The 19300-nt window shown below is 33.9% G+C and carries 17 protein-coding genes; 9 read left to right on the top strand and 8 right to left on the bottom strand.

All coding sequences use genetic code 11. From position 1 onward, the window contains the following. Positions 1-28: 28 nt before the first annotated feature. From IL45_RS00670 to IL45_RS00655, 4 genes are read left to right on the top strand one after another with little or no spacing between them, the layout of a single operon-like run. On the top strand, positions 29-1933 hold the full coding sequence (locus IL45_RS00670) for a BatA domain-containing protein (protein WP_036579083.1): 1905 nt from the start codon (positions 29-31) through the stop codon (positions 1931-1933). Beyond that, positions 1930-3180, top strand: coding sequence for a dihydroorotase (locus IL45_RS00665; protein WP_036579081.1), 1251 nt, complete (start codon positions 1930-1932; stop codon positions 3178-3180). Before IL45_RS00670 ends, IL45_RS00665 begins: the two co-directional genes overlap by 4 nt. Beyond that, positions 3173-3529, top strand: a complete 357-nt coding sequence (locus IL45_RS00660) for a hypothetical protein (RefSeq protein ID WP_036579080.1) — start codon at positions 3173-3175, stop codon at positions 3527-3529. The genes IL45_RS00665 and IL45_RS00660 overlap by 8 nt, the downstream gene beginning before the upstream one ends. After that, the gene (locus tag IL45_RS00655) at positions 3529-4200 is read left to right on the top strand and encodes an alpha/beta hydrolase (protein ID WP_036579078.1); all 672 of its coding nucleotides are present in this window, start codon (positions 3529-3531) and stop codon (positions 4198-4200) included. Before IL45_RS00660 ends, IL45_RS00655 begins: the two co-directional genes overlap by 1 nt. Here the strand turns inward: IL45_RS00655 and IL45_RS00650 are convergent, their stop codons facing one another. Next, positions 4201-4701 (bottom strand): hypothetical protein, encoded by a 501-nt coding sequence (locus tag IL45_RS00650; RefSeq protein WP_036579076.1) that lies wholly within the window; start codon positions 4699-4701, stop codon positions 4201-4203. Position 4702: 1 nt separating this feature from the next. Continuing rightward, on the bottom strand, positions 4703-5464 hold the full coding sequence (locus IL45_RS00645; protein WP_036579074.1) for an MBL fold metallo-hydrolase: 762 nt from the start codon (positions 5462-5464) through the stop codon (positions 4703-4705). Between the two features lie 88 nt (positions 5465-5552). On the opposite strand from IL45_RS00645, the gene IL45_RS00640 reads away from it, so the two are divergent. Next, on the top strand, positions 5553-7007 hold the full coding sequence (locus IL45_RS00640; protein ID WP_036579072.1) for a nucleotidyl transferase family protein: 1455 nt from the start codon (positions 5553-5555) through the stop codon (positions 7005-7007). A 76-nt stretch (positions 7008-7083) separates the two neighbouring features. Here IL45_RS00640 and bcp read toward each other — a convergent pair whose 3' ends face one another. Then, positions 7084-7533 carry a thioredoxin-dependent thiol peroxidase gene (gene bcp / locus IL45_RS00635; RefSeq protein WP_036579071.1) on the bottom strand — a complete coding sequence of 150 codons (450 nt, stop codon included), beginning with the start codon at positions 7531-7533 and terminating at the stop codon, positions 7084-7086. 34 nt (positions 7534-7567) lie between these two features. Here bcp and IL45_RS00630 point away from each other — a divergent pair, with 34 nt between their 5' ends. Then, positions 7568-8227 (top strand): endonuclease III domain-containing protein, encoded by a 660-nt coding sequence (locus IL45_RS00630; RefSeq protein ID WP_036579069.1) that lies wholly within the window; start codon positions 7568-7570, stop codon positions 8225-8227. A gap of 157 nt (positions 8228-8384) precedes the next feature. On the opposite strand, the gene IL45_RS15205 is transcribed toward IL45_RS00630, so the two are convergent. Further along, entirely contained in the window at positions 8385-8531 is a 147-nt protein-coding gene (locus IL45_RS15205; protein ID WP_170062963.1) for a hypothetical protein, read from the bottom strand. A 60-nt stretch (positions 8532-8591) separates the two neighbouring features. Next, the gene (locus IL45_RS00625; RefSeq protein ID WP_036579066.1) at positions 8592-9182 is read right to left on the bottom strand and encodes an RNA polymerase sigma factor; all 591 of its coding nucleotides are present in this window, start codon (positions 9180-9182) and stop codon (positions 8592-8594) included. Between the two features lie 206 nt (positions 9183-9388). Between IL45_RS00625 and uvrA the strand changes: the two genes are divergently transcribed. The 3 genes from uvrA to IL45_RS00610 all read left to right on the top strand — a co-directional run bounded on the left by uvrA (position 9389) and on the right by IL45_RS00610 (position 14469). Beyond that, a complete protein-coding gene (uvrA, locus tag IL45_RS00620) occupies positions 9389-12193 on the top strand; it encodes an excinuclease ABC subunit UvrA (RefSeq protein ID WP_036579064.1) in 2805 nt (934 codons plus the stop codon). Between the two features lie 139 nt (positions 12194-12332). Then, a complete protein-coding gene (gene corA, locus IL45_RS00615) occupies positions 12333-13400 on the top strand; it encodes a magnesium/cobalt transporter CorA (protein ID WP_036579063.1) in 1068 nt (355 codons plus the stop codon). A 490-nt stretch (positions 13401-13890) separates the two neighbouring features. Further along, positions 13891-14469, top strand: coding sequence for a hypothetical protein (locus IL45_RS00610; RefSeq protein WP_036579061.1), 579 nt, complete (start codon positions 13891-13893; stop codon positions 14467-14469). Positions 14470-14643: 174 nt separating this feature from the next. On the opposite strand, the gene IL45_RS00605 is transcribed toward IL45_RS00610, so the two are convergent. The 3 genes from IL45_RS00605 to IL45_RS00595 form a co-directional block, all read right to left on the bottom strand. After that, positions 14644-15900: an aminotransferase class I/II-fold pyridoxal phosphate-dependent enzyme gene (locus IL45_RS00605; RefSeq protein ID WP_036579059.1), complete on the bottom strand. Its 1257-nt coding sequence runs from the start codon at positions 15898-15900 to the stop codon at positions 14644-14646. A 205-nt stretch (positions 15901-16105) separates the two neighbouring features. Beyond that, on the bottom strand, positions 16106-17146 hold the full coding sequence (locus tag IL45_RS00600) for a PLP-dependent cysteine synthase family protein (protein ID WP_036579057.1): 1041 nt from the start codon (positions 17144-17146) through the stop codon (positions 16106-16108). Between the two features lie 67 nt (positions 17147-17213). Continuing rightward, the gene (locus tag IL45_RS00595; protein ID WP_036579056.1) at positions 17214-19271 is read right to left on the bottom strand and encodes a S9 family peptidase; all 2058 of its coding nucleotides are present in this window, start codon (positions 19269-19271) and stop codon (positions 17214-17216) included. Positions 19272-19300: the final 29 nt, after the last annotated feature.

Below are 19300 nucleotides of genomic sequence, written 5' to 3'. Positions count from 1 at the left end.
TATTATCTTTGAATAATCCTAGATTTAAATGATATTTAAAAACCCTTCAATACTATACGGACTTCTATTTCTTATCGTCCCTATTATTGTTCATTTATTTCAATTAAGGCGTTTTACAAAAGTACCTTTTACAAATGTTGCTTTTTTAAAACCTCTCATTACTCAAACACGCAAGAGTAGACAACTTAAAAAATGGCTGACATTACTAGCACGTATGGCTGTGATTGCTTGTATTGTAATAGCATTTGCTCAACCATTTATACCAGGTAGTAATGTCGCTACCCAAGAAAAAGAAACTGCCATATACTTAGACAACTCCTACTCTATGCAATCTAGTGGATCAAAAGGAGAGCTTTTTAAGACAGCTGTCACAGATTTATTAGAGCGATTGCCTAATGATCAAAAATTCACTCTTTTTACAAATAGTAATACCTACACCAACACCACTAAAAAAGAGGTCGCTAACGATTTATTAAATTCTGAATATCAATCCAAACCTTTAAGTTATGAGCAAATACAGCTTAAAGCTAATGCCTTATTAAACGATAATAAGAAGAGAAAGGAATTAATCATTATTTCAGATTTTCAAAAAATTGATGAAACTTTTCCCGATACCATTAAAGGTTTAAAAAGAGAATTAGTATTTCTTGAAGCCGAAGGCTCTAATAATATATCCATTGATACGGCATACATTAGTAGAAGAGAAACAAACTCAATAGATATTAGTGTATCAGTAACAAGTGATAAAGCCATTAATAATCCAGTGACGTTGAGCTTAGAAAACAACGATGTTCTAGTAGCTAAGACTAGTGTTGACCTCACTAATTTGAAAGATACAGGTATTTTTAATTTTGAAACTAGTCAACCCTTACAAGGTCGCATTTACCTTGAAGACAATAGTCTTTCATTTGACAATGAACTTTTTATCAGCAACAATATAGATCGTAAGATAAAAGTACTAGCGATAAATACTGTTGATGGTGATTTTTTAAAAAGGATTTATACCGAAGACGAGTTTGACTTTACAGCGGTTAGATCTAGAGATCTAAACTTCAATCTTTTAAAGGAACAAAACTTAATAATTCTTAACGAATTAAATAGTATATCAGTTAATCTCGCTAAAGAAATAAATACCTACCTGAGAAATGGTGGCTATCTAGTAATGATACCGGCTTTAGATCAATCGGGTTATAGCTCTATTAACAATATTAAAGGTACAGATAACATTAGTGAAAAGGAAAAGCGTATCACTGAAATTAATTATAATCATCCTTTATTAAGAGGTGTATTTAATAAACAAATTTCAAACTTTCAATACCCTAAAGTTAACGCTACAACAAACACTATAAGTGCTTTAAATCCGATTCTTAAATTTGAAGATGGTAGTAGCTTTTTATTTCAAAAAGGCAATGTATTTAACTTTACAGCTCCATTAAATAATCAAAATTCTAATTTTAAGAATTCTCCTTTAATAGTTCCTATTTTATATAATATGGGGCGCAATAGTTTACCAGTACAACAATTATATTATCACATAGGAGATAAAAACTCTATTGCAATACCAGAAAAGATAATCCGTGATGAAATCTTGGAATTAAGAAACGAAAGTAATGCGATAATCCCAAAACAACGTGCATTTGAATCTTTTGTATTAATAGAGGTTGAGGATGAATTAAATAACTCAGGAAACTATAAAGTCATAAAAGACAATGAAAGTATTACTACACTGAGCTTTAATAGCAGTCGTCAAGAAAATAAGCTTAATTACTTTACCGCATCAGAATTAGGCAGTAATAATATTGCATATTCCGTAGAGGATTTAGTATACAAATTGAATGAAGAAGATGGAGTATTAAGTCTATGGAGGTATTTTGTTATCGGTGCTCTCTTCTTTTTAATATGTGAATTATTGATTTTAAAGTTTTTGAAATGATATTATTAAAGAACGTTACTATAGTTGATGCTGGTAGTGATCTACATCTTAAGAAAAGAGATCTTTTAATTAAGAATGGAAAGATTTCTCAAATAGGGACACGTATTGAAAGCGAGGAAGCTCGAATCATTGAAAAAGAAAATCTTCACATTTCTATAGGTTGGTTCGATAGTAGTGTATGTTTTGGAGAACCTGGTTTTGAAGAACGACAAACTATAAAAAATGGATTAGATACTGCTGCAAAAAGTGGTTTTACTACAGTGATGTTAAACCCAAATAATCAACCTAATCCACAGGATGAGTCGGGTATTAATTATTTAAAAGGGAAAACATCTGGAGAAGCTGTTACCGTTTTACCTGTTGGAAGTTTCACTTTGCAACAAAAAGGAGAACACCTTGCAGAGTTGTATGACATGCAACAAGCTGGTGCGATATCTTTCTATGACTTCAAGCAATCCATACAGAATACTAACTTACTAAAAGTAGGTTTACAATATGTAAAATCCTTTGGTGGCATCATTCAGTCCTTTCCACAAGACAATTATCTTGCCGGTAAGGGAATGGTAAATGAAGATGAAACGACCATTCATTTAGGGATTAAAACAAAACCTGCAATTGCAGAAGAAGTTCAAATCGCTCGTGATATTCAAGTGGCCGCATATACGGGTGCTAGGTTGCATATACCTACCATAACGACTGCCGCAAGCGTACAACTAATAAAGGAAGCAAAAAAGAAATATTCTAATATCTCCTGTAGTGTATCTACTAATCATTTACTGTTAGATACTAAAAATCTATCAGACTTTAATACGCATTTCAAAATCCAACCACCCTTACGTGATGAGAAACAAAAAAACGCTTTAATAAATGGTTTAAAGAGCGGTGTTATCGACACAGTAACGTCAGACCACATACCTTTGAACGTAGAACACAAAGCAGTTGAATTTGATCAAGCAAGTTACGGTAGTACTGGATTAGAAAGTAGTTATGGAATATTACAATCATTGCTTGATACAGAATCAGCGATTAAGGCCTTAACATCTGGTTACCTAATTTTTGGATTACAAAGACCACAAATTAAAGTAGATGAACTAGCTAACTTGAGTCTTTTTATACCAGACGTAAAATACACCTTTGAGAAAAAAGATATTTTATCAATTTCTAAAAACAGTGCTATTGTAGGTAATAAACTAAAAGGTAAAGCTCTTGGTATTATTAATAACAAAAAAATAGTTTGGAATGGTTAAAGAACCTGCAGGTAAATCAATTGCAATCATAGCATATGCAAGTGCGCTATTTCTATTTTTTCATTTAATCGTTTGTATTGCCATTTTTGGTGTAGCCATAATATTAAACAATGGAAAAAATCAACCATTTGCTGCTTTCCATTTAAGACAAATGTTTGGAATTATAGCTGCTGCAGTTATTGTAAGTACTTTTTCTAGCATTATCCCTACGGGTATTATACCTCTTTTAATGATATGCTTCTTTGTTCTTTTAGCCGTTTTAGGACTTGTTAGTGCTTTACGAAATCAAAAAGACGAATTACCTATAGTCGGTCCACTATTCCAGAAATGGTTTAATTTTATCAAGTAATGAAGACTTTCACAGATTTATCCCTTAAGCATGTCATAAGACCTGCAAATAAAGAAAATGCACCTCTACTTCTACTCCTGCATGGATATGGTAGTAATGAAGAAGATTTATTTTCTTTTGCTCCAGAGATTTCTCAAGACTTTTTTATAGTATCTGCACGAGCTCCATATAATATGGTACCTCAAGGTGCAGCTTGGTATGCTATTAACTTTGACGCAACCGGTGGTAAGTTTAGCGATGTGAATCAGGCAAAAGAAAGTATGGCCTTATTACTTAAATTCATAGAAGAATTAAAAGCTCACTACCCTATTTCAAAAGATAAAATCAATATTCTTGGTTTTAGTCAGGGCGCTATTCTCTCATATGGTCTATCCCTTTCTCATCCAGCATTATTCAATAAAGTGGTTTGTATGAGTGGTTATTTAAATGAAGAAATGATTGAACAGCCAGAAGATCTTGAATCTCGCTTTCGCGAAAGCGAAAATCAACCATCTTACTTTATCTCTCACGGAACAGTAGATCAGGTCGTTCCTTATGCATGGGCAAAACTGGCTCCAGATTTTTTGAAGAAATTAAACATTGACCATGTGTTTAAAGATTATCCTATAGGACACGGCGTGGCTAGAGATAATTTTTACGACATGAAAGAATGGTTAGAAAGAGATCTTTAATTATCGATACTTATTATAAAGTACCGATTTTAAAGTCTGCATGGATAAATTATTGTTCTCGTCAAAGTTGTATTGTATCAATACTTCACCCCAATTAGTATTATCAGTAAAATTTGCAATTAACCATTTGTGATTTAAAACCTGTAAATCATTAATTTGATATCCACGTCCTTCACCTATGTAATCAACAAGCGGATTGCCTCCATCAGTAAGGTTTTGTTCTAGTAGGTAATCCTGTAACACAGTTTCTATTTTATTACGATCTAGACCTGATGACTCAAAGTAATTATAGGCTTCTTCATTATTATCTAGTGAAAACACAGTAGCATCTGCTTTTGCTGCTTGAGCTGCCTCTAGTTGCTGTTGTGTGTTTTCTAGTTTTTCTTCTAATGTACGATAAGCGCGGTCTTGTGACTCTTGTATATTTCTACCATTTACATATAGAATTAATGCTATTAAAGAGGCAAAAATAAATAGGTATAAATAAAGGTTACGTTTCATATTATAAATTGATTTCTAAATTATCATAGGCTAAAAAGACTCCTTCTGGTAAGTTTTTCTCTACTTCTTCATGGAATCCTAGATGATGACTGATATGTGTAAAGTAAGTACGCTGTGGTTGTAATTCCCTTACTAATTCAAGAGCTTCTTCTAAATTAAGATGTGTATGATGCTCTTGTTCTCGCAACATATTAAGTACTAGCACATCTAGATTTTTCAGTTTTTGCTTTTCGCTAGTACTAATGGTTTTCACGTCTGTCATATAAGCAAAATCCTCAATCCTAAAACCGTGTACAGGTATAAATCCATGATCTGCTAGTACTGGTATGATTTTAATGCCAGAGGCCATAAAAGAATCATTCTCAAATTCGTGAACCGTTAGGTCTGCCACACCTGGATATTTATTAACGGTAGCAAACATATAACTGAAACGTTCCTGCAACGCTTTGTGAACACGAGATGTCATATGACAATTAATCTCTCCTTGTCTAAAAAAGAAGGGTCTTAAATCATCGAGTCCAGCGGTATGATCTGCATGCTCATGTGTAAAAAGAACACCATCTAAATGGCTTACATCATGTCGCAACATTTGCTGTCTAAAATCTGGTCCACAATCAATTACGAGTCTTTTGTCTTTATATTCTATCATAGCACTTACTCGCAATCTTTTATCTTTAGAGTCAGTACTTTTACAAACGGGATGGTCACTTCCTATGACAGGAATTCCTTGTGAAGTTCCTGTTCCTAAAATGGTGATTTTCACTTGAACTATTTTAGGTTAAAAATAGCTATATTTTTTTGTTCTACGTTGTGGTTTGCTACCTTTGTGTAAACGATATAACAACACCATAATGGGAGTTACCTTACCTGGAGATAATGATTTTGAATCAGTTCCATCAATAAAAAACAAGTCGCTTAGAATCAATTTGAATCGTAATATTTACGGAACATTTGCTGAGATAGGTGCTGGACAAGAAACGGTACGTCATTTTTTCAGGGCTGGTGGTGCATCTGGAACTATTGCCAAAGCCATGAGTGCCTATGACAAAGACTTCTCTGATGCTGTTTATGGCGTGCAAGATGATGGCCGTTATGTGACTGAGGCACGTCTTAAACGCATGCTTCAACACGAATCTGACCTTATTGAAGAACGTATTGCACGTGATAAACATCCAGAAAAGATGTTTTTTACTTATGCAAATACCGTAGCTACTATTGATTTTGCAAAAAAGTATAAAGGTCATGGTTGGGTAGGAATTAAATTTCAAGCAGCTCCTTTAGAAGAATACTCTGAAATTATTTTACATGTTCGTTTTAAAGAAACTGATGCTCGATTGCAGCAAATTACTTTAGGAATATTAGGTGTTAATCTTATTTATGGTGCTTTCTATAAACATGATCAACCTAAAAAATTATTGAAATATCTATATGATCATATCGATAAGGATAAGATTGAAATAGATATGATCAACTTTGATGGACCACGTTTTAAACAAGTGGACAATCGCCTGATGTCCCTACAGTTATTACGTAATGACATGACTGAGGCTGTCATGTTCGGTCCAGACGGTAAAAATATATTAAGCGCACGCATTCTATATAAGAAGAATGTCCTAGCATTAAGAGGTAGCTTTAGACCTGTTACAAAAGTAAACATGGATATGTATGAAACTGCAAAGGCCATGTTCATAAAGTCTGGTAAAGTTAAAGAAGATAAGCTCGAGACGATCTTTGAGATAACACTTTCTAATCTAAAGGCTCAAGGAGAAATTGATGAAGAAGATTTCATGCACCGTGCAGAACTATTGTGTTCTCTAGGGCAGACAGTTATGATATCTAATTTTAAAGAATACTATAGACTTGTTGAGTACTTTAATAACTATACCAAAGAGCGTATCGGACTAGTTATGGGTGTCAACAATCTAGTAGATATTTTTGACACAAAATACTACACACATTTAAGTGGTGGGATATTAGAAGCCTTTGGTAAATTATTCTTTAAAGACTTAAGAGTCTATCTATACCCAATGATTGATGCAGAAACTGGTGAATTAACGACCAGCGATAACATAAAAGTTCATCCACGTATGAAAGAGCTTTATAAGTTCTTTAAATATAACGGTCGCGTTATTGATATAGAAGACTATAATAAAGAAGTCATGCATATATTCTCTAGAGAAGTATTGCGCATGATTGCAGATGGTGAAGAAGGATGGAGAGAAATGTTACCTCCTGGAATTGCTGACCTTATTGATGAGCAAAATCTATTTGGATGTAATACCGTAGATTTATTAGGTACATCATAACAAACCATATGATTATAATAATAAAAAAGACCGCTTTAATAGCGGTCTTTTTTTATGAAGTTATAAATCTACTCAACTACAGAATTTGAGCTGCGTGATCTTTGGTTTTCACCTTAGTAATAACATCTTCAATAATACCATTTTCATCAATCACAAATGTGGTTCTATGAATTCCGTCATATTCTTTACCCATAAACTTTTTAGGACCCCAAACTTGAAAAGCATTCAATAAGGAATGGTCCTCATCTGCTAGAAGGTCATAAGGCAATTCATATTTATTTTTAAAATTCAATTGCCTTTTAGGACTATCTGCACTGGCACCTAGGATTTCATATCCGCTTTCGCGAAAGCGTAATACATTATCTCTCAGATTACAAGCTTCGGCAGTACAACCAGGTGTACTCGCTTTAGGATAAAAGAACAACACTAACTTTTTACCTTGGAAATCAGATAATGAAACGGTATTACCATCTTGATTAAGTACTGAAAAATCTGGAGCTTTATCTCCTGCTTTTAATGTCGTCATAGTTGTATTTTTGTTGAAAGCATAAATTTAAAAAATGAATAAAGAGGAAAAGGTCAATTTTATCATAAATAAATTGGAAGAATTTTACCCACAAATTCCAATACCTCTAGATCATAAAGATCCTTATACTTTATTGATTGCCGTTTTAATGAGTGCTCAAAGTACGGACGTGCGCGTTAATCAAATTACACCTTTACTTTTTGAACGTGCCGATAATCCATATGACATGATTAGAATGTCAATAGATGAAATCAGAGAAATCATAAAACCTGTAGGCTTATCGCCTATGAAAGCAAAAGGAATTCATGGGCTGTCACACATGATTATTGATTTGCATGACGGTAAAGTGCCACAGACTTATGAAGAACTTGAAGCTATGCCAGCTGTAGGACATAAAACCGCTGCGGTGGTGTTGTCACAAGCCTTTGGCATACCAGCATTTCCCGTGGACACTCACATTCATAGATTAATGTACCGCTGGAATCTGACCAACGGTAAAAACGTGGTTCAAACAGAGAAAGATGCAAAACGCCTTTTCCCAGAAGAAAAATGGAATGATTTACATCTTCAGATTATTTGGTACGGTCGTGAATATAGTCCTGCGCGTGGTTGGGATCTAGAAAAGGATATCATTACTAAAACTGTGGGAAGAAAAACGGTGTTAGATGAATACTATAAGAAGTTGAAAAAGTAGACGCTAAACAGAACTTATCAGAAGAAACGTATAGGTTATAATTTCATAATATCGGTTATGACCTAAATTTCTCCACATGTTAAAATTTCTTCATTTAAAACAAAAAACCCATTAAAACCTTAAAGTTTCAATGGGTTTTTATAGCTGAAAACGAAAATTAATTGTTAAGTGTCTCAAACGTCATGTTCTTTATCTTCATAACACTCAATGCTTTTGAGAAGTTGAGCAGGAATTTCACCGTGTCATCTTTTGGTCCTAGTGGAGTCACTCTTTCAGGAATTGATTCATTGTAAAGTTTTGCCATGTGTTGCGTTTATTTTCAATATAAACGAGGCATTTTAAACTTTATTATAAAATCAAGCCTTTAATTTGTTAATATGATATTGTGTTTATCAATCACTTTGCGCAAGTTGATTAATGCATAACGCATTCTACCTAACGCGGTATTAATACTTACATCAGTACATTCTGCTATTTCTTTAAATGACATGTCCTTATACATGCGCATGATCAAGACCTCTTTTTGATCATCAGGTAATTCTTCAATAAGTTTCTTAACGTCCTGTTGCACCTGTAAAGATATCATCTCATTCTCTGTACTTTCTTGACCATTACTAATCACGTCAAAAATGTCAAAGTCGCTGTTACTAGAAGAAAACTTAGGCATACGCTTATTTCTACGGAAATGGTCTATAACTAGGTTATGGGCGATACGCATGACCCATGGAAGAAACTTACCTTCTTCATTATACTTACCTCTTTTTAAAGTACGAATTACTTTTATGAAGGTATCTTGAAAAATATCTTCCGTCACATCGCGATCCAATACTTTGGAATAGATAAAACTGTAAATTCTTTGCTTATGTCTTGTGATAAGCACCTCAAGGCCGCTTTCATCACCTTTAAGGTACTGGGTTACTAGAACCGCATCTGTGGTAGTGTTTTCTAACTTCATAACTATAACAAACTTTAAGACCTTAATTAAGGTTCAAGATCTCTGATTTAAAGTAATTATATAGCTATACGCAGTCTGTTTAGAATTAGTAACGGGTTAAATATAACAACATTTGTTCCAAACCAACAAAATACTACCCAACAATTTAACATATTATATGAAATACATTGTTTTTATTGGTCGTTGAGCGTTTTATCTTTGTGCATATGACGCACGATACCTTATTTGCAAACATTGACGAGCTTAGCCCTAAAGACAATATACTTATTAAAGGAGCTGGACTTCATAACTTAAAAGACTTAAACGCTGTAATACCACGTAATAAGCTAGTTGTCATTACAGGATTATCTGGTAGTGGTAAATCATCACTAGCATTTGATACTCTTTATGCAGAAGGTCAACGACGATACGTAGAAAGTCTTTCTTCTTATGCCAGACAATTCTTAGGTCGTCTCAATAAACCTAAGGTTGAGTATATCAAAGGGATTGCTCCTGCAATCGCTATTGAACAAAAAGTAAATTCTACAAATCCGCGTAGTACAGTAGGAACGACTACAGAAATTTATGATTACTTAAAACTATTTTTTGCTCGTGTAGGTCGCACCTATTCACCTATTTCAGGTAATGAAGTGAAAAAGGATACCGTTACAGACGTCGTTAATTATGTAAAAACACAAGATGAAGGAACTAAACTTTTACTGCTTACTAGACTCATAGTAAAAGGTAAACGTGAGGTAAAGGATCAACTGGACGTTTTACTACAACAAGGTTTCACACGTATTAAAATTAATGATACCGTAGAACGTATTGAAGGATTAGAATATTCTTTTAAAAAGTCAGATAAAGTCTCTATAGTTATAGATCGTATCATTAAACGAGATGATGAAGATTTTTTCAATCGACTTGCAGATGCCATTGACACGGCTTTTTTTGAAGGCAAAGGAGTTTGTATGATAGAACATATGGACGGCAGCACTCACCGAGAGTTCAGTAATAAGTTTGAGTTGGACGGCATGGAATTCTTAGAGCCTAATCCGCATTTGTTTAGTTTCAATAATCCATATGGTGCCTGCCCTAACTGTGAAGGTTATGGAGATGTAATAGGTATTGATGAAGAGTTAGTAATTCCTAACACAGCTCTTTCTATCTATGAAAACGCTGTTTTCCCATGGCGTGGTGATAATATGAGCTGGTATAAAGACCAACTTATTAAAAACGCAAGTAAATTTGACTTCCCTATTCATAGACCTTGGTTTGAATTATCAGACGCACAAAAGGATCTTGTATGGTCAGGAAATAAGCATTTTGAAGGTATCAATGACTTCTTTGCAGAGCTTGAAGCAAAAGCATATAAGATTCAAAACCGCGTTATGCTTTCTCGTTATAGAGGAAAAACGAAGTGTAGCGTTTGTAAAGGAAAAAGATTGCGTGTAGAAGCCAGTTATGTAAAAGTTGCAGGTGTTTCTATATCAGATTTAGTAAATCAACCTATTAAAGACCTCAAGGAATTCTTTGAAAAAGTTGAATTATCTCAAAACGAACTAGATATAGCAAAAAGACTACTTGCAGAAATTCAAAGTAGACTCAATTTCTTATCAGATGTTGGATTAAATTATCTTACACTTAACAGAAAGTCTAATTCATTATCTGGCGGAGAGTCGCAACGTATCAATCTCGCTACCTCTTTAGGTAGTAGTTTAGTCGGTAGTATGTATATACTAGATGAACCCAGCATAGGATTGCATCCTAGAGATACTGCGAGATTAATTAAAGTTCTTAAAAATCTGCGTGATTTGGGTAACACAGTTATCGTTGTGGAACATGATGAGGAAATCATGCAGGCAGCCGACATGATTATAGATATAGGTCCAGAGGCTGGTACTCATGGCGGTGAGGTAGTTGCTGCAGGAACTTTAAAAGAAATTTTAAAATCATCTAGCCTCACAGCGCGCTATTTAAATGGTAATCTAGAAATACCATTACCTAAGAAAAGAAGAAAGTTCAAACATTATATAGACATTAAAGGTGCGAGACAAAACAATCTTAAAAATATTGATGTACGTTTCCCTTTAGGTGTACTAACTATGATTACTGGAGTTTCTGGTAGTGGAAAAAGTACACTCGTTAAACAAATTTTATATCCAGCGATTCTCAAAAAACTAGGTGGCTACGGTAAAAAAGCGGGACAATTCACCAGTATAGACGGGAAATTTGAAAACATAAAAACGGTCGAATTTGTTGATCAAAACCCTATCGGACGCAGCTCAAGATCTAATCCTGTAACTTATATAAAAGCATATGATGACATCCGTAACCTATATGCAGATCAAAAAGTTGCTAAAATAAGAAACTATAAACCTAAACACTTCTCTTTCAATGTTGAAGGAGGAAGATGTGAAACCTGTAAAGGTGATGGAGAAGTTACTATTGAGATGCAGTTTATGGCAGACGTGACCTTAACCTGTGAGACTTGTAATGGTAAAAGATTTAAAAAAGACGTTCTAGAGGTTCAGTTTAAAGATAAGAATATCGATGATCTTTTAAATATGACTATTGATGATGCGATCAGCTTTTTTGAAGAAGCTGAAATTTCTAAAATCATCAGAAAATTAAAGCCTTTACAAGATGTAGGATTAGGATATGTCACCTTGGGGCAAAGCTCTTCTACCCTATCTGGTGGCGAGGCACAACGTATTAAACTGGCTAGCTTTTTAGTAAAAGGAACAACAGCAGATAAAACACTTTTTATATTTGATGAACCTACAACAGGTCTGCATTTTCACGATGTAAACAAGCTCCTTGATAGTTTTAATGCACTGATTGAGAAAGGACATTCTGTTATTGTGATAGAACATAATATGGATTTAGTAAAATGTGCCGATTATGTTATTGATTTAGGTCCAGATGGTGGTATGAATGGTGGTTATTTAACGGCAACGGGTACGCCAGAAGAAGTTGCAAAAATTAAAAAGAGCATTACGGCACCGCATATTGCAGAAAAAATCGCTTAACGTTTGAAAGTTTATGTGATGTTATAGATACGATTTCGCGAAAGCGTATCTATAATATTTATATAGTTCTAAACATGATTATTAAATCATATAATCCCATTAACTTTTAGTAAGTTTACTATTCATCATTGCATTAACTATGGCGCGCAGACGTAAACGTAAAGCTACACCCAAATCTAGAAACTCTGTATTTCAACCACCTGGTACTATATCGTATGTAGGACTAGAAAGAGAGGGAAATGTAGCTACTGAAACCATATGTTATGATGAAACTTTTTATCAAAAGTACGAGAACATTCATCTAGTAAGTGATGAAAGTGAACAGGTTAACTGGTTTAATATAGAAGGTGTGCACGATATTGAACTACTAGAACAGTTAGGGAAAGACTTTGACCTACATCATTTACTAGTAGAAGACATTGCAAATACGACTCAACGTCCTAAGACCGAATTTTTTGACAACTGTATCTATCAATGTATTAAAATGATATCTTACGATGCTGAGCAGCATGAACTTAATGAAGAACAAGTATCTATTGTTCTAAAAAATAATGCGGTAATCACCTTTCAAGAAAAAACGGGTGATGTATTTGAAAACATTAGGGAACGCATAGAAACTAGCCGTGGCAGAATAAGGTCCAGCAAAAATGATTATCTCTTTTATGCATTAATTGATAGTATAATTGACCACTATTTTATTGCTGTAGAACAAATAGGTGAATATTTAAATGACCTAGAAGACGAAATTTTTGAAGAACCTGATAAAGAGTCTCTTAATAAGGTACAACGCAATAAACGATTGTTACTAGCCTTAAGACGTGCTATATATCCTTTAAGAGAATCGATTAGTAAATTGCTAAAAGAACAAAGTCATTTAATAGACCCTAAAATTGTGACTTATTTTCATGATGCTTATGATCATTGTATACAAATCACAGAGACAATAGAATCCTATAGAGAAATCAATACTGGACTTAAAGACATGTATTTATCTAGTGTAAGCCATAAGATGAACCAAATCATGCAGGTGTTAACCATCATGTCTTCTATTTTTATACCTCTGACATTTCTAGCTGGTATTTATGGGATGAATTTTGAACATATACCAGAATTAAGTTGGGAAGACGGTTATCAGTATTTCTGGATTATGAGCGGTGGTATCTTTATAGTGCTTCTTACTTTCTTTAAATGGAAAAAATGGCTGTAATTTTTATTATTATACATTATCAGATATCCAACATCTAATATCAAGTTTTAGCAAGATGATGTAATGGATAATAGTTTATTATGTAATTTATCTCACCTACTCAAATTCTTATATATACTGTAAGGTACCGCTCTCGTCATAGACTAACATATTATAAAATGTAAATTCAGTTTTACCATTTATGGCACACAAATTGAATTGTTATAATTGAAAGAGAAAATGTAAGAGTAGTTTCTTTCATAAAGTTTTTGGTTGGTTAGTGAGAATTCTCAAGGTGCATTATGCTCTTGAGAATTCTTCTTTTATAGACTTGTCAGTTTATAAATTAACTATGCATGCATAATAGTTTGGCACGCAATTTGTCATATAATAGATGAAGGTAATTATTAGAGTAATTTACATTCATAAAGTTTTTTGGTTGGTTAGTAGGAAATCCTGAGAAGTCATTGCGACAACTCGGGATTTCCTCATTTATACCTATTTTTATGGCATGAAACAACTACTCCTTTTACTACTTTTAATTTCTAGCGTTGGCTGTAAAGAAGCGCAAGAGACTAGCACCACTGTCTATAACGATAATGTAGAATCGCAATTAACCGCCAATAAGAACATACTATCTACCGACAAAATATTTCCGCAAGATTTTCTAGGTGCTTATAAAGGTAAACTCAACATTACCACTAGTAGAGGTAAGGAATCCATACCTATGGAGTTTCACTTATTAGAAACGACTGACAGTTTGAACTATCAATATAAAATCTTCTATGGTGAAGAGCGATCTGAAAGAGCTTATAATTTAAAAAAGACACATAATCCTAATCTATACCTAGTTGATGAGAATAATGGAATTGTATTAGAAACGGCATATGCAGATCAAACTTTGTTCAGCACCTATGAGGTAATGGGCAACCTATTAAACTGTACAGAAGTATTTCACGATGATTATATGGAATTTATGATTACCATGGCTCGTGTTCAAGATACGTCTATGACAGGTAATGAAGAAAGTGCCATTGTAAAAAACTATCCTCTTTCTGTAATGCAAAAGGCTGTATTGTTTAAAGAGTAGTAAGTTGAATCACATCTTAAAAATTTTTGCAGTTTAAGATTATTTATTAACCTTTCTGATATTCATGAATTAAAAATGTATATCAAAGTAATGTCATTTTAAACAACAAAAAAAGCTCTAGTTTCCTAGAGCTTTTTTTATAATATTTTTTCGCACAAGCGTAAAATTATCTATTTATTCAAATGCAGCAGCTACTGAAGCACTTAACCTTTTATAAATACCACCTTCTAATCGATCACGTATAGCAGAGAATGCATCTAGTGTTTCATTAACATCTTCTAACGTATGCGATGCCGTAGGTATCAGTCTTAATAAGATCAATCCTTTAGGTATTACAGGATACACCACTATGGAACAGAAAACACCAAAGTTTTCCCTTAAATCCTTAACCAGTGCCATAGCCTCTGGAATACTACCTTTAAGATAAACTGGAGTCACACAAGATTGTGTTGTCCCTATGTCAAAACCTCTTTCTTTTAATCCGTTTTGTAGTGCGTTAACATTTACCCATAACTTTTCTTTAAGTTCTGGCATGGTACGTAACATATCTAAACGCTTTAAAGCACCTACAACCAATTGTGATTGTAATGATTTTGCAAACATCTGAGATCTTAAATTATACTTTAAGTAATCAATAATCTCTTTATCTGCTGCTATAAAAGCACCTGTACTCGCTAGAGACTTTGCAAAAGTTGCAAAATAAACATCAATTTCATCTTGTACTCCTTGCTCTTCTCCTGCTCCAGCACCAGTTTTACCTAAGGTACCAAAACCATGTGCATCGTCAACAAATAAACGGAAATTATACTTTTTCTTAAGGGCAACAATTTCTTTTAAGCGACCTTGCTCACCTCGCATACCGAATACACCTTCAGAAATCACAAGAATTCCACCACCAGTTTGTTCTGCAATTTTAGTAGCACGTTGTAAATTCTTTTCTATACTTTCAATATCATTGTGCTTATAGGTAAAACGCTTACCATGGTGTAATCTAACACCATCTATGATACAAGCATGTGCATCCACATCATATACAATAACATCATCTTTAGACACTAATGCATCTACCGTAGACACCATACCTTGGTAACCAAAGTTCAATAAATAAGCTGCTTCTTTTTGTACAAATGCAGCTAGCTCATTTTGTAATTGTTCATGTAAATCTGTATGACCACTCATCATACGAGCACCCATAGGATAAGCACTACCAAATTGAGCACCAGCCTCTGCATCTACTTTACGTACTTCAGGATGATTTGCTAACCCTAGGTAATCGTTCACACTCCAGGTAATTACTTCTCTACCTTTAAACTGCATACGATTTGCAATCGGACCTTCTAGCTTTGGAAACACAAAATAACCTTCGGCCACAGAAGCCCATTTACCCAATGGTCCTTTATCCTTGTATATTTTATCAAATAAATCCTTCATAAGAATATTTTAAACATGCAAAGATACAATTCTAAACGCAAATTGACCATTCATTATGCATGCATAGGAAATAAGTTTATAACAATAAACTGTTGATAAATAGATAGTTAACATGTGTTAGTTTTTACGCTTTCGCGAAGCATAAAAAAAAGCCACTATCTTATTAAAAGACAGTGGCTTATGTTATGTGAAAAAAATATTAAGATTACTTAATGTACTCTATATGCTGCTCTGTAGCCGTCGATTTAGAGTCAAAAAAGCCTTGATCCTGCATCCACTGATCATTATAAATTTTACTCATATAACGTGAGCCATGATCAGGAAAAATGATGACTACTTTAGAGTTCTCATCAAATCGCCCTTCGTCATTGAGAAGTTTTACTGCCTGCATTGCTGCACCACTAGTATACCCAACAAAAAGGCCTTCGGTTTGAGATATTTTACGAGCCATATGTGCTGCATCTTCATCTTTAACTTTTACAAAGTAATCGATGTTGTCAAAATCTGTTGCGGTAGGAATTAAATTTTTACCTAGACCTTCAATACGATATGGATAAATCTCTTCTGAGTCAAATTCTTTAGTTTCGTGGTATTTTTTAAGAACACTACCATAAGCATCAACTCCTAAAATCTCGATATCAGGGTTTTGCTCTTTAAGAAAACGTGCGGTACCAGATATCGTACCACCAGTACCACTACAGGCTACTAGGTGCGTAATCTGTCCGCCAGTTTGTTCCCAAATTTCAGGACCTGTACTTCTATAATGAGCTTCTATATTAAGTTCATTGAAATATTGATTGATGTATATGCTATTTTTAATCTCTTCATGTAGACGCTTAGCGACCTCGTAATAACTGCGAGGATCATCAGCACTAACATGTGCAGGACATACATAAACTTTTGCTCCCATTGATTTGAGCATGTCAATTTTATCTGCACTTGATTTAGAACTTACAGCAAGAATACAATCATATCCTTTAATGCGACTTACCATGGCTATACTAAAACCTGTATTACCAGAGGTAGTTTCAATTATAGTATCGCCTGGTTTTAATATTCCTTTACGTTCTGCTTCTTCAATGATATGAAGAGCTATTCGATCCTTTGAGGAGTGACCTGGATTGAATGCTTCTACTTTTGCAAAAAATTCTCCAGTATAATGAGCTGTTGTAGTTGATAGTTTAATAAGTGGAGTATCACCTATAAGATCTAGCACACTATCGTAAGCTTTTATGTCTTTATTCATAAATAGGGTTTAATTTTTTGAACGTTCAGAACATTCCAAAAACTTGGCAAATTTACATAAAATTTTGCTAGCTTTCTATTTGTTCTAAATCTAGCAAAAATGCATAGTCTATCGCCACCTCTTTTAAAGCATCATATCTTCCAGAAGCACCGCTATGACCGCTAGTCATGTCTGTTTTAAATAACAATAAATTGTTATCTGTTTTAAGTTCTCTTAACCTTGCAACCCATTTTGCAGGTTCCCAATACTGAACTTGTGAATCGTGATAACCGGTTGTGATAAGTACGTTAGGGTAATCATGTTTAGCCACTTGATCATATGGTGAGTAACTCAACATGTATTCATAGCTATCTTTATGGTTGGGATTTCCCCATTCATCATATTCTCCAGTAGTTAATGGAATGGAGTCATCGAGCATCGTTGTGACCACATCTACAAATGGAACAGCGCTTAGAATACCGTTATATAATTGTGGAGCCATATTCATAATGGCACCCATTAATAAACCACCAGCAGAACCACCACTTGCGTATAAATGTGATGGCGATGTGAAGTTGTTATTAATAAGGTGTTCACTACACGCAATAAAATCAGTAAAAGTATTGCGTTTTGCAAACATTTTACCGTCTTCATACCATGGCCTACCTAAATACTCACTTCCACGTATGTGTGCAATAGCATATATAAAACCACGATCTAATAAACTTAATCTAGAGATTGAAAAGTAAGGATCTATTGTCGATCCATAACTACCATAACCATATAATAGTAAAGGGTTACCAGAACTCCTCTTTAGACTTTTTTTATAGACAAGGCTTATTGGAACTTTAACACCATCGGCGGCCGTTGCCCAAACTCGTTCTGATGTGTAATCATCAGGTGTAAACTTAGGGTCTTGTACCTTTTGAATTTTAAGTACTTCTTCTTCCCTACTATCCATGTCAAATTCAATAACAGAAGGTGGCGTGGTTAATGAATTATATTGATATCTTAATTTTACAGTATCAAAATCATAATTACCTCCAGTGAATGCGGTATAAGTTTCATTATCAAAAGGCAGAAAGTAATCTACGGTATCATCCCACGATTTAATACGGATTCTATTGAGACCATTAAAACGATCAGATATTACAAGGTATTTTTTAAAAATTTCAAAATCTTCTAGAAGTACATCTGACTGATGAGGAATTACATCTACCCAATTCTCCATTTCAGGTTTAGTAACCTCAGTCTTCATTATTTTAAAGTTGGTCGCATCATCTTTATTAGTCATTATATAAAAATGATCACCGTAATGTAGTACACTATATTCAATTTGGTCTGTACGAGGTTGTACTACTTTAAATTCACTATCAGGTTGATTTGCTTTTATAAATCTTACTTCATCAGTTAATGTTGATGATGATTTAATCATGATGTATTCTCTAGACTTTGATTTATATACATAACAATTGTAAATCTCATCATCCTCTTGATAGACAATAGTGGCTGTATCTGGATGAGCACCCAATTTATATTTAAAAATCTGATTTGCTCTTAGAGTTTGTTCATCTTTTCTAACAAAAAATAGTGTGTTATTATTTGCATCCCAAACAGCACCACCGGTAGTTAACTCTAATGCCTGAGGCATAACTTTATGAGTTTGCAGGTCTTTAATATAAATGGTGTATTGACGTCTTCCTACAGTATCTACACCATAAGAAACCATTGTATTATCTGGCGATACACTCATACCAGTTAATTGAAAAAACTCATGACCGATTGCCATCTCGTTTACATTAAAAAGCAGCTCTTCTTTATTAGAAAGAGATTCTTTTTTACGATAGTAAAAAGGATAACTTTCTCCTTTTTTCATTTTAGTGTAATACCAGTAACCATTCCAGAAATAAGGAACTGATTCATCATCCTCATTAATGCGACTTTTAATTTCTTCAAATAGATCAACCTTCAACTGTTTAGTATGAGCTGTCATCTTTTCATAATAATCGTTCTCTTGATTAAGATAATTAATTACTTCTGGAGCATCTCGTTGTGTCATCCAGTGGTAATTATCGATTCGTTGATGTCCATGAGCCTCGTGTACGTGAGGTATTTTTTTTGCAATCGGTGCTTGATGCTCTTTCATTCGTGCTTATTAAAAAACGTTGCAATATA

The sequence above is a fragment of the Nonlabens ulvanivorans genome, assembly GCF_000732625.1.
Taxonomy (GTDB): Bacteria; Bacteroidota; Bacteroidia; order Flavobacteriales; family Flavobacteriaceae; genus Nonlabens; species Nonlabens ulvanivorans.
Note: the sequence above shows the minus strand (reverse complement) of the source record. Positions and strands in the feature narration are given on the sequence as shown.

Bases quoted from the DNA above. Each gene is read 5' to 3' on its own strand.
- IL45_RS00625 (WP_036579066.1), bottom strand. From the start codon at position 9,182: ATGAAGTTAGAAAACACTACCACAGATGCGGTTCTAGTAACCCAGTAC.
- IL45_RS00660 (WP_036579080.1), top strand. From the start codon at position 3,173: ATGGTTAAAGAACCTGCAGGTAAATCAATTGCAATCATAGCATATGCA.
- IL45_RS00595 (WP_036579056.1), bottom strand. From the start codon at position 19,271: ATGAAAGAGCATCAAGCACCGATTGCAAAAAAAATACCTCACGTACAC.
- IL45_RS00600 (WP_036579057.1), bottom strand. From the start codon at position 17,146: ATGAATAAAGACATAAAAGCTTACGATAGTGTGCTAGATCTTATAGGT.
- IL45_RS00665 (WP_036579081.1), top strand. From the start codon at position 1,930: ATGATATTATTAAAGAACGTTACTATAGTTGATGCTGGTAGTGATCTA.
- IL45_RS15205 (WP_170062963.1), bottom strand. From the start codon at position 8,531: ATGGCAAAACTTTACAATGAATCAATTCCTGAAAGAGTGACTCCACTA.
- IL45_RS00610 (WP_036579061.1), top strand. From the start codon at position 13,891: ATGAAACAACTACTCCTTTTACTACTTTTAATTTCTAGCGTTGGCTGT.
- IL45_RS00670 (WP_036579083.1), top strand. From the start codon at position 29: ATGATATTTAAAAACCCTTCAATACTATACGGACTTCTATTTCTTATC.
- uvrA (WP_036579064.1), top strand. From the start codon at position 9,389: ATGACGCACGATACCTTATTTGCAAACATTGACGAGCTTAGCCCTAAA.
- IL45_RS00640 (WP_036579072.1), top strand. From the start codon at position 5,553: ATGGGAGTTACCTTACCTGGAGATAATGATTTTGAATCAGTTCCATCA.
- IL45_RS00630 (WP_036579069.1), top strand. From the start codon at position 7,568: ATGAATAAAGAGGAAAAGGTCAATTTTATCATAAATAAATTGGAAGAA.
- IL45_RS00605 (WP_036579059.1), bottom strand. From the start codon at position 15,900: ATGAAGGATTTATTTGATAAAATATACAAGGATAAAGGACCATTGGGT.
- IL45_RS00655 (WP_036579078.1), top strand. From the start codon at position 3,529: ATGAAGACTTTCACAGATTTATCCCTTAAGCATGTCATAAGACCTGCA.
- bcp (WP_036579071.1), bottom strand. From the start codon at position 7,533: ATGACGACATTAAAAGCAGGAGATAAAGCTCCAGATTTTTCAGTACTT.
- corA (WP_036579063.1), top strand. From the start codon at position 12,333: ATGGCGCGCAGACGTAAACGTAAAGCTACACCCAAATCTAGAAACTCT.
- IL45_RS00650 (WP_036579076.1), bottom strand. From the start codon at position 4,701: ATGAAACGTAACCTTTATTTATACCTATTTATTTTTGCCTCTTTAATA.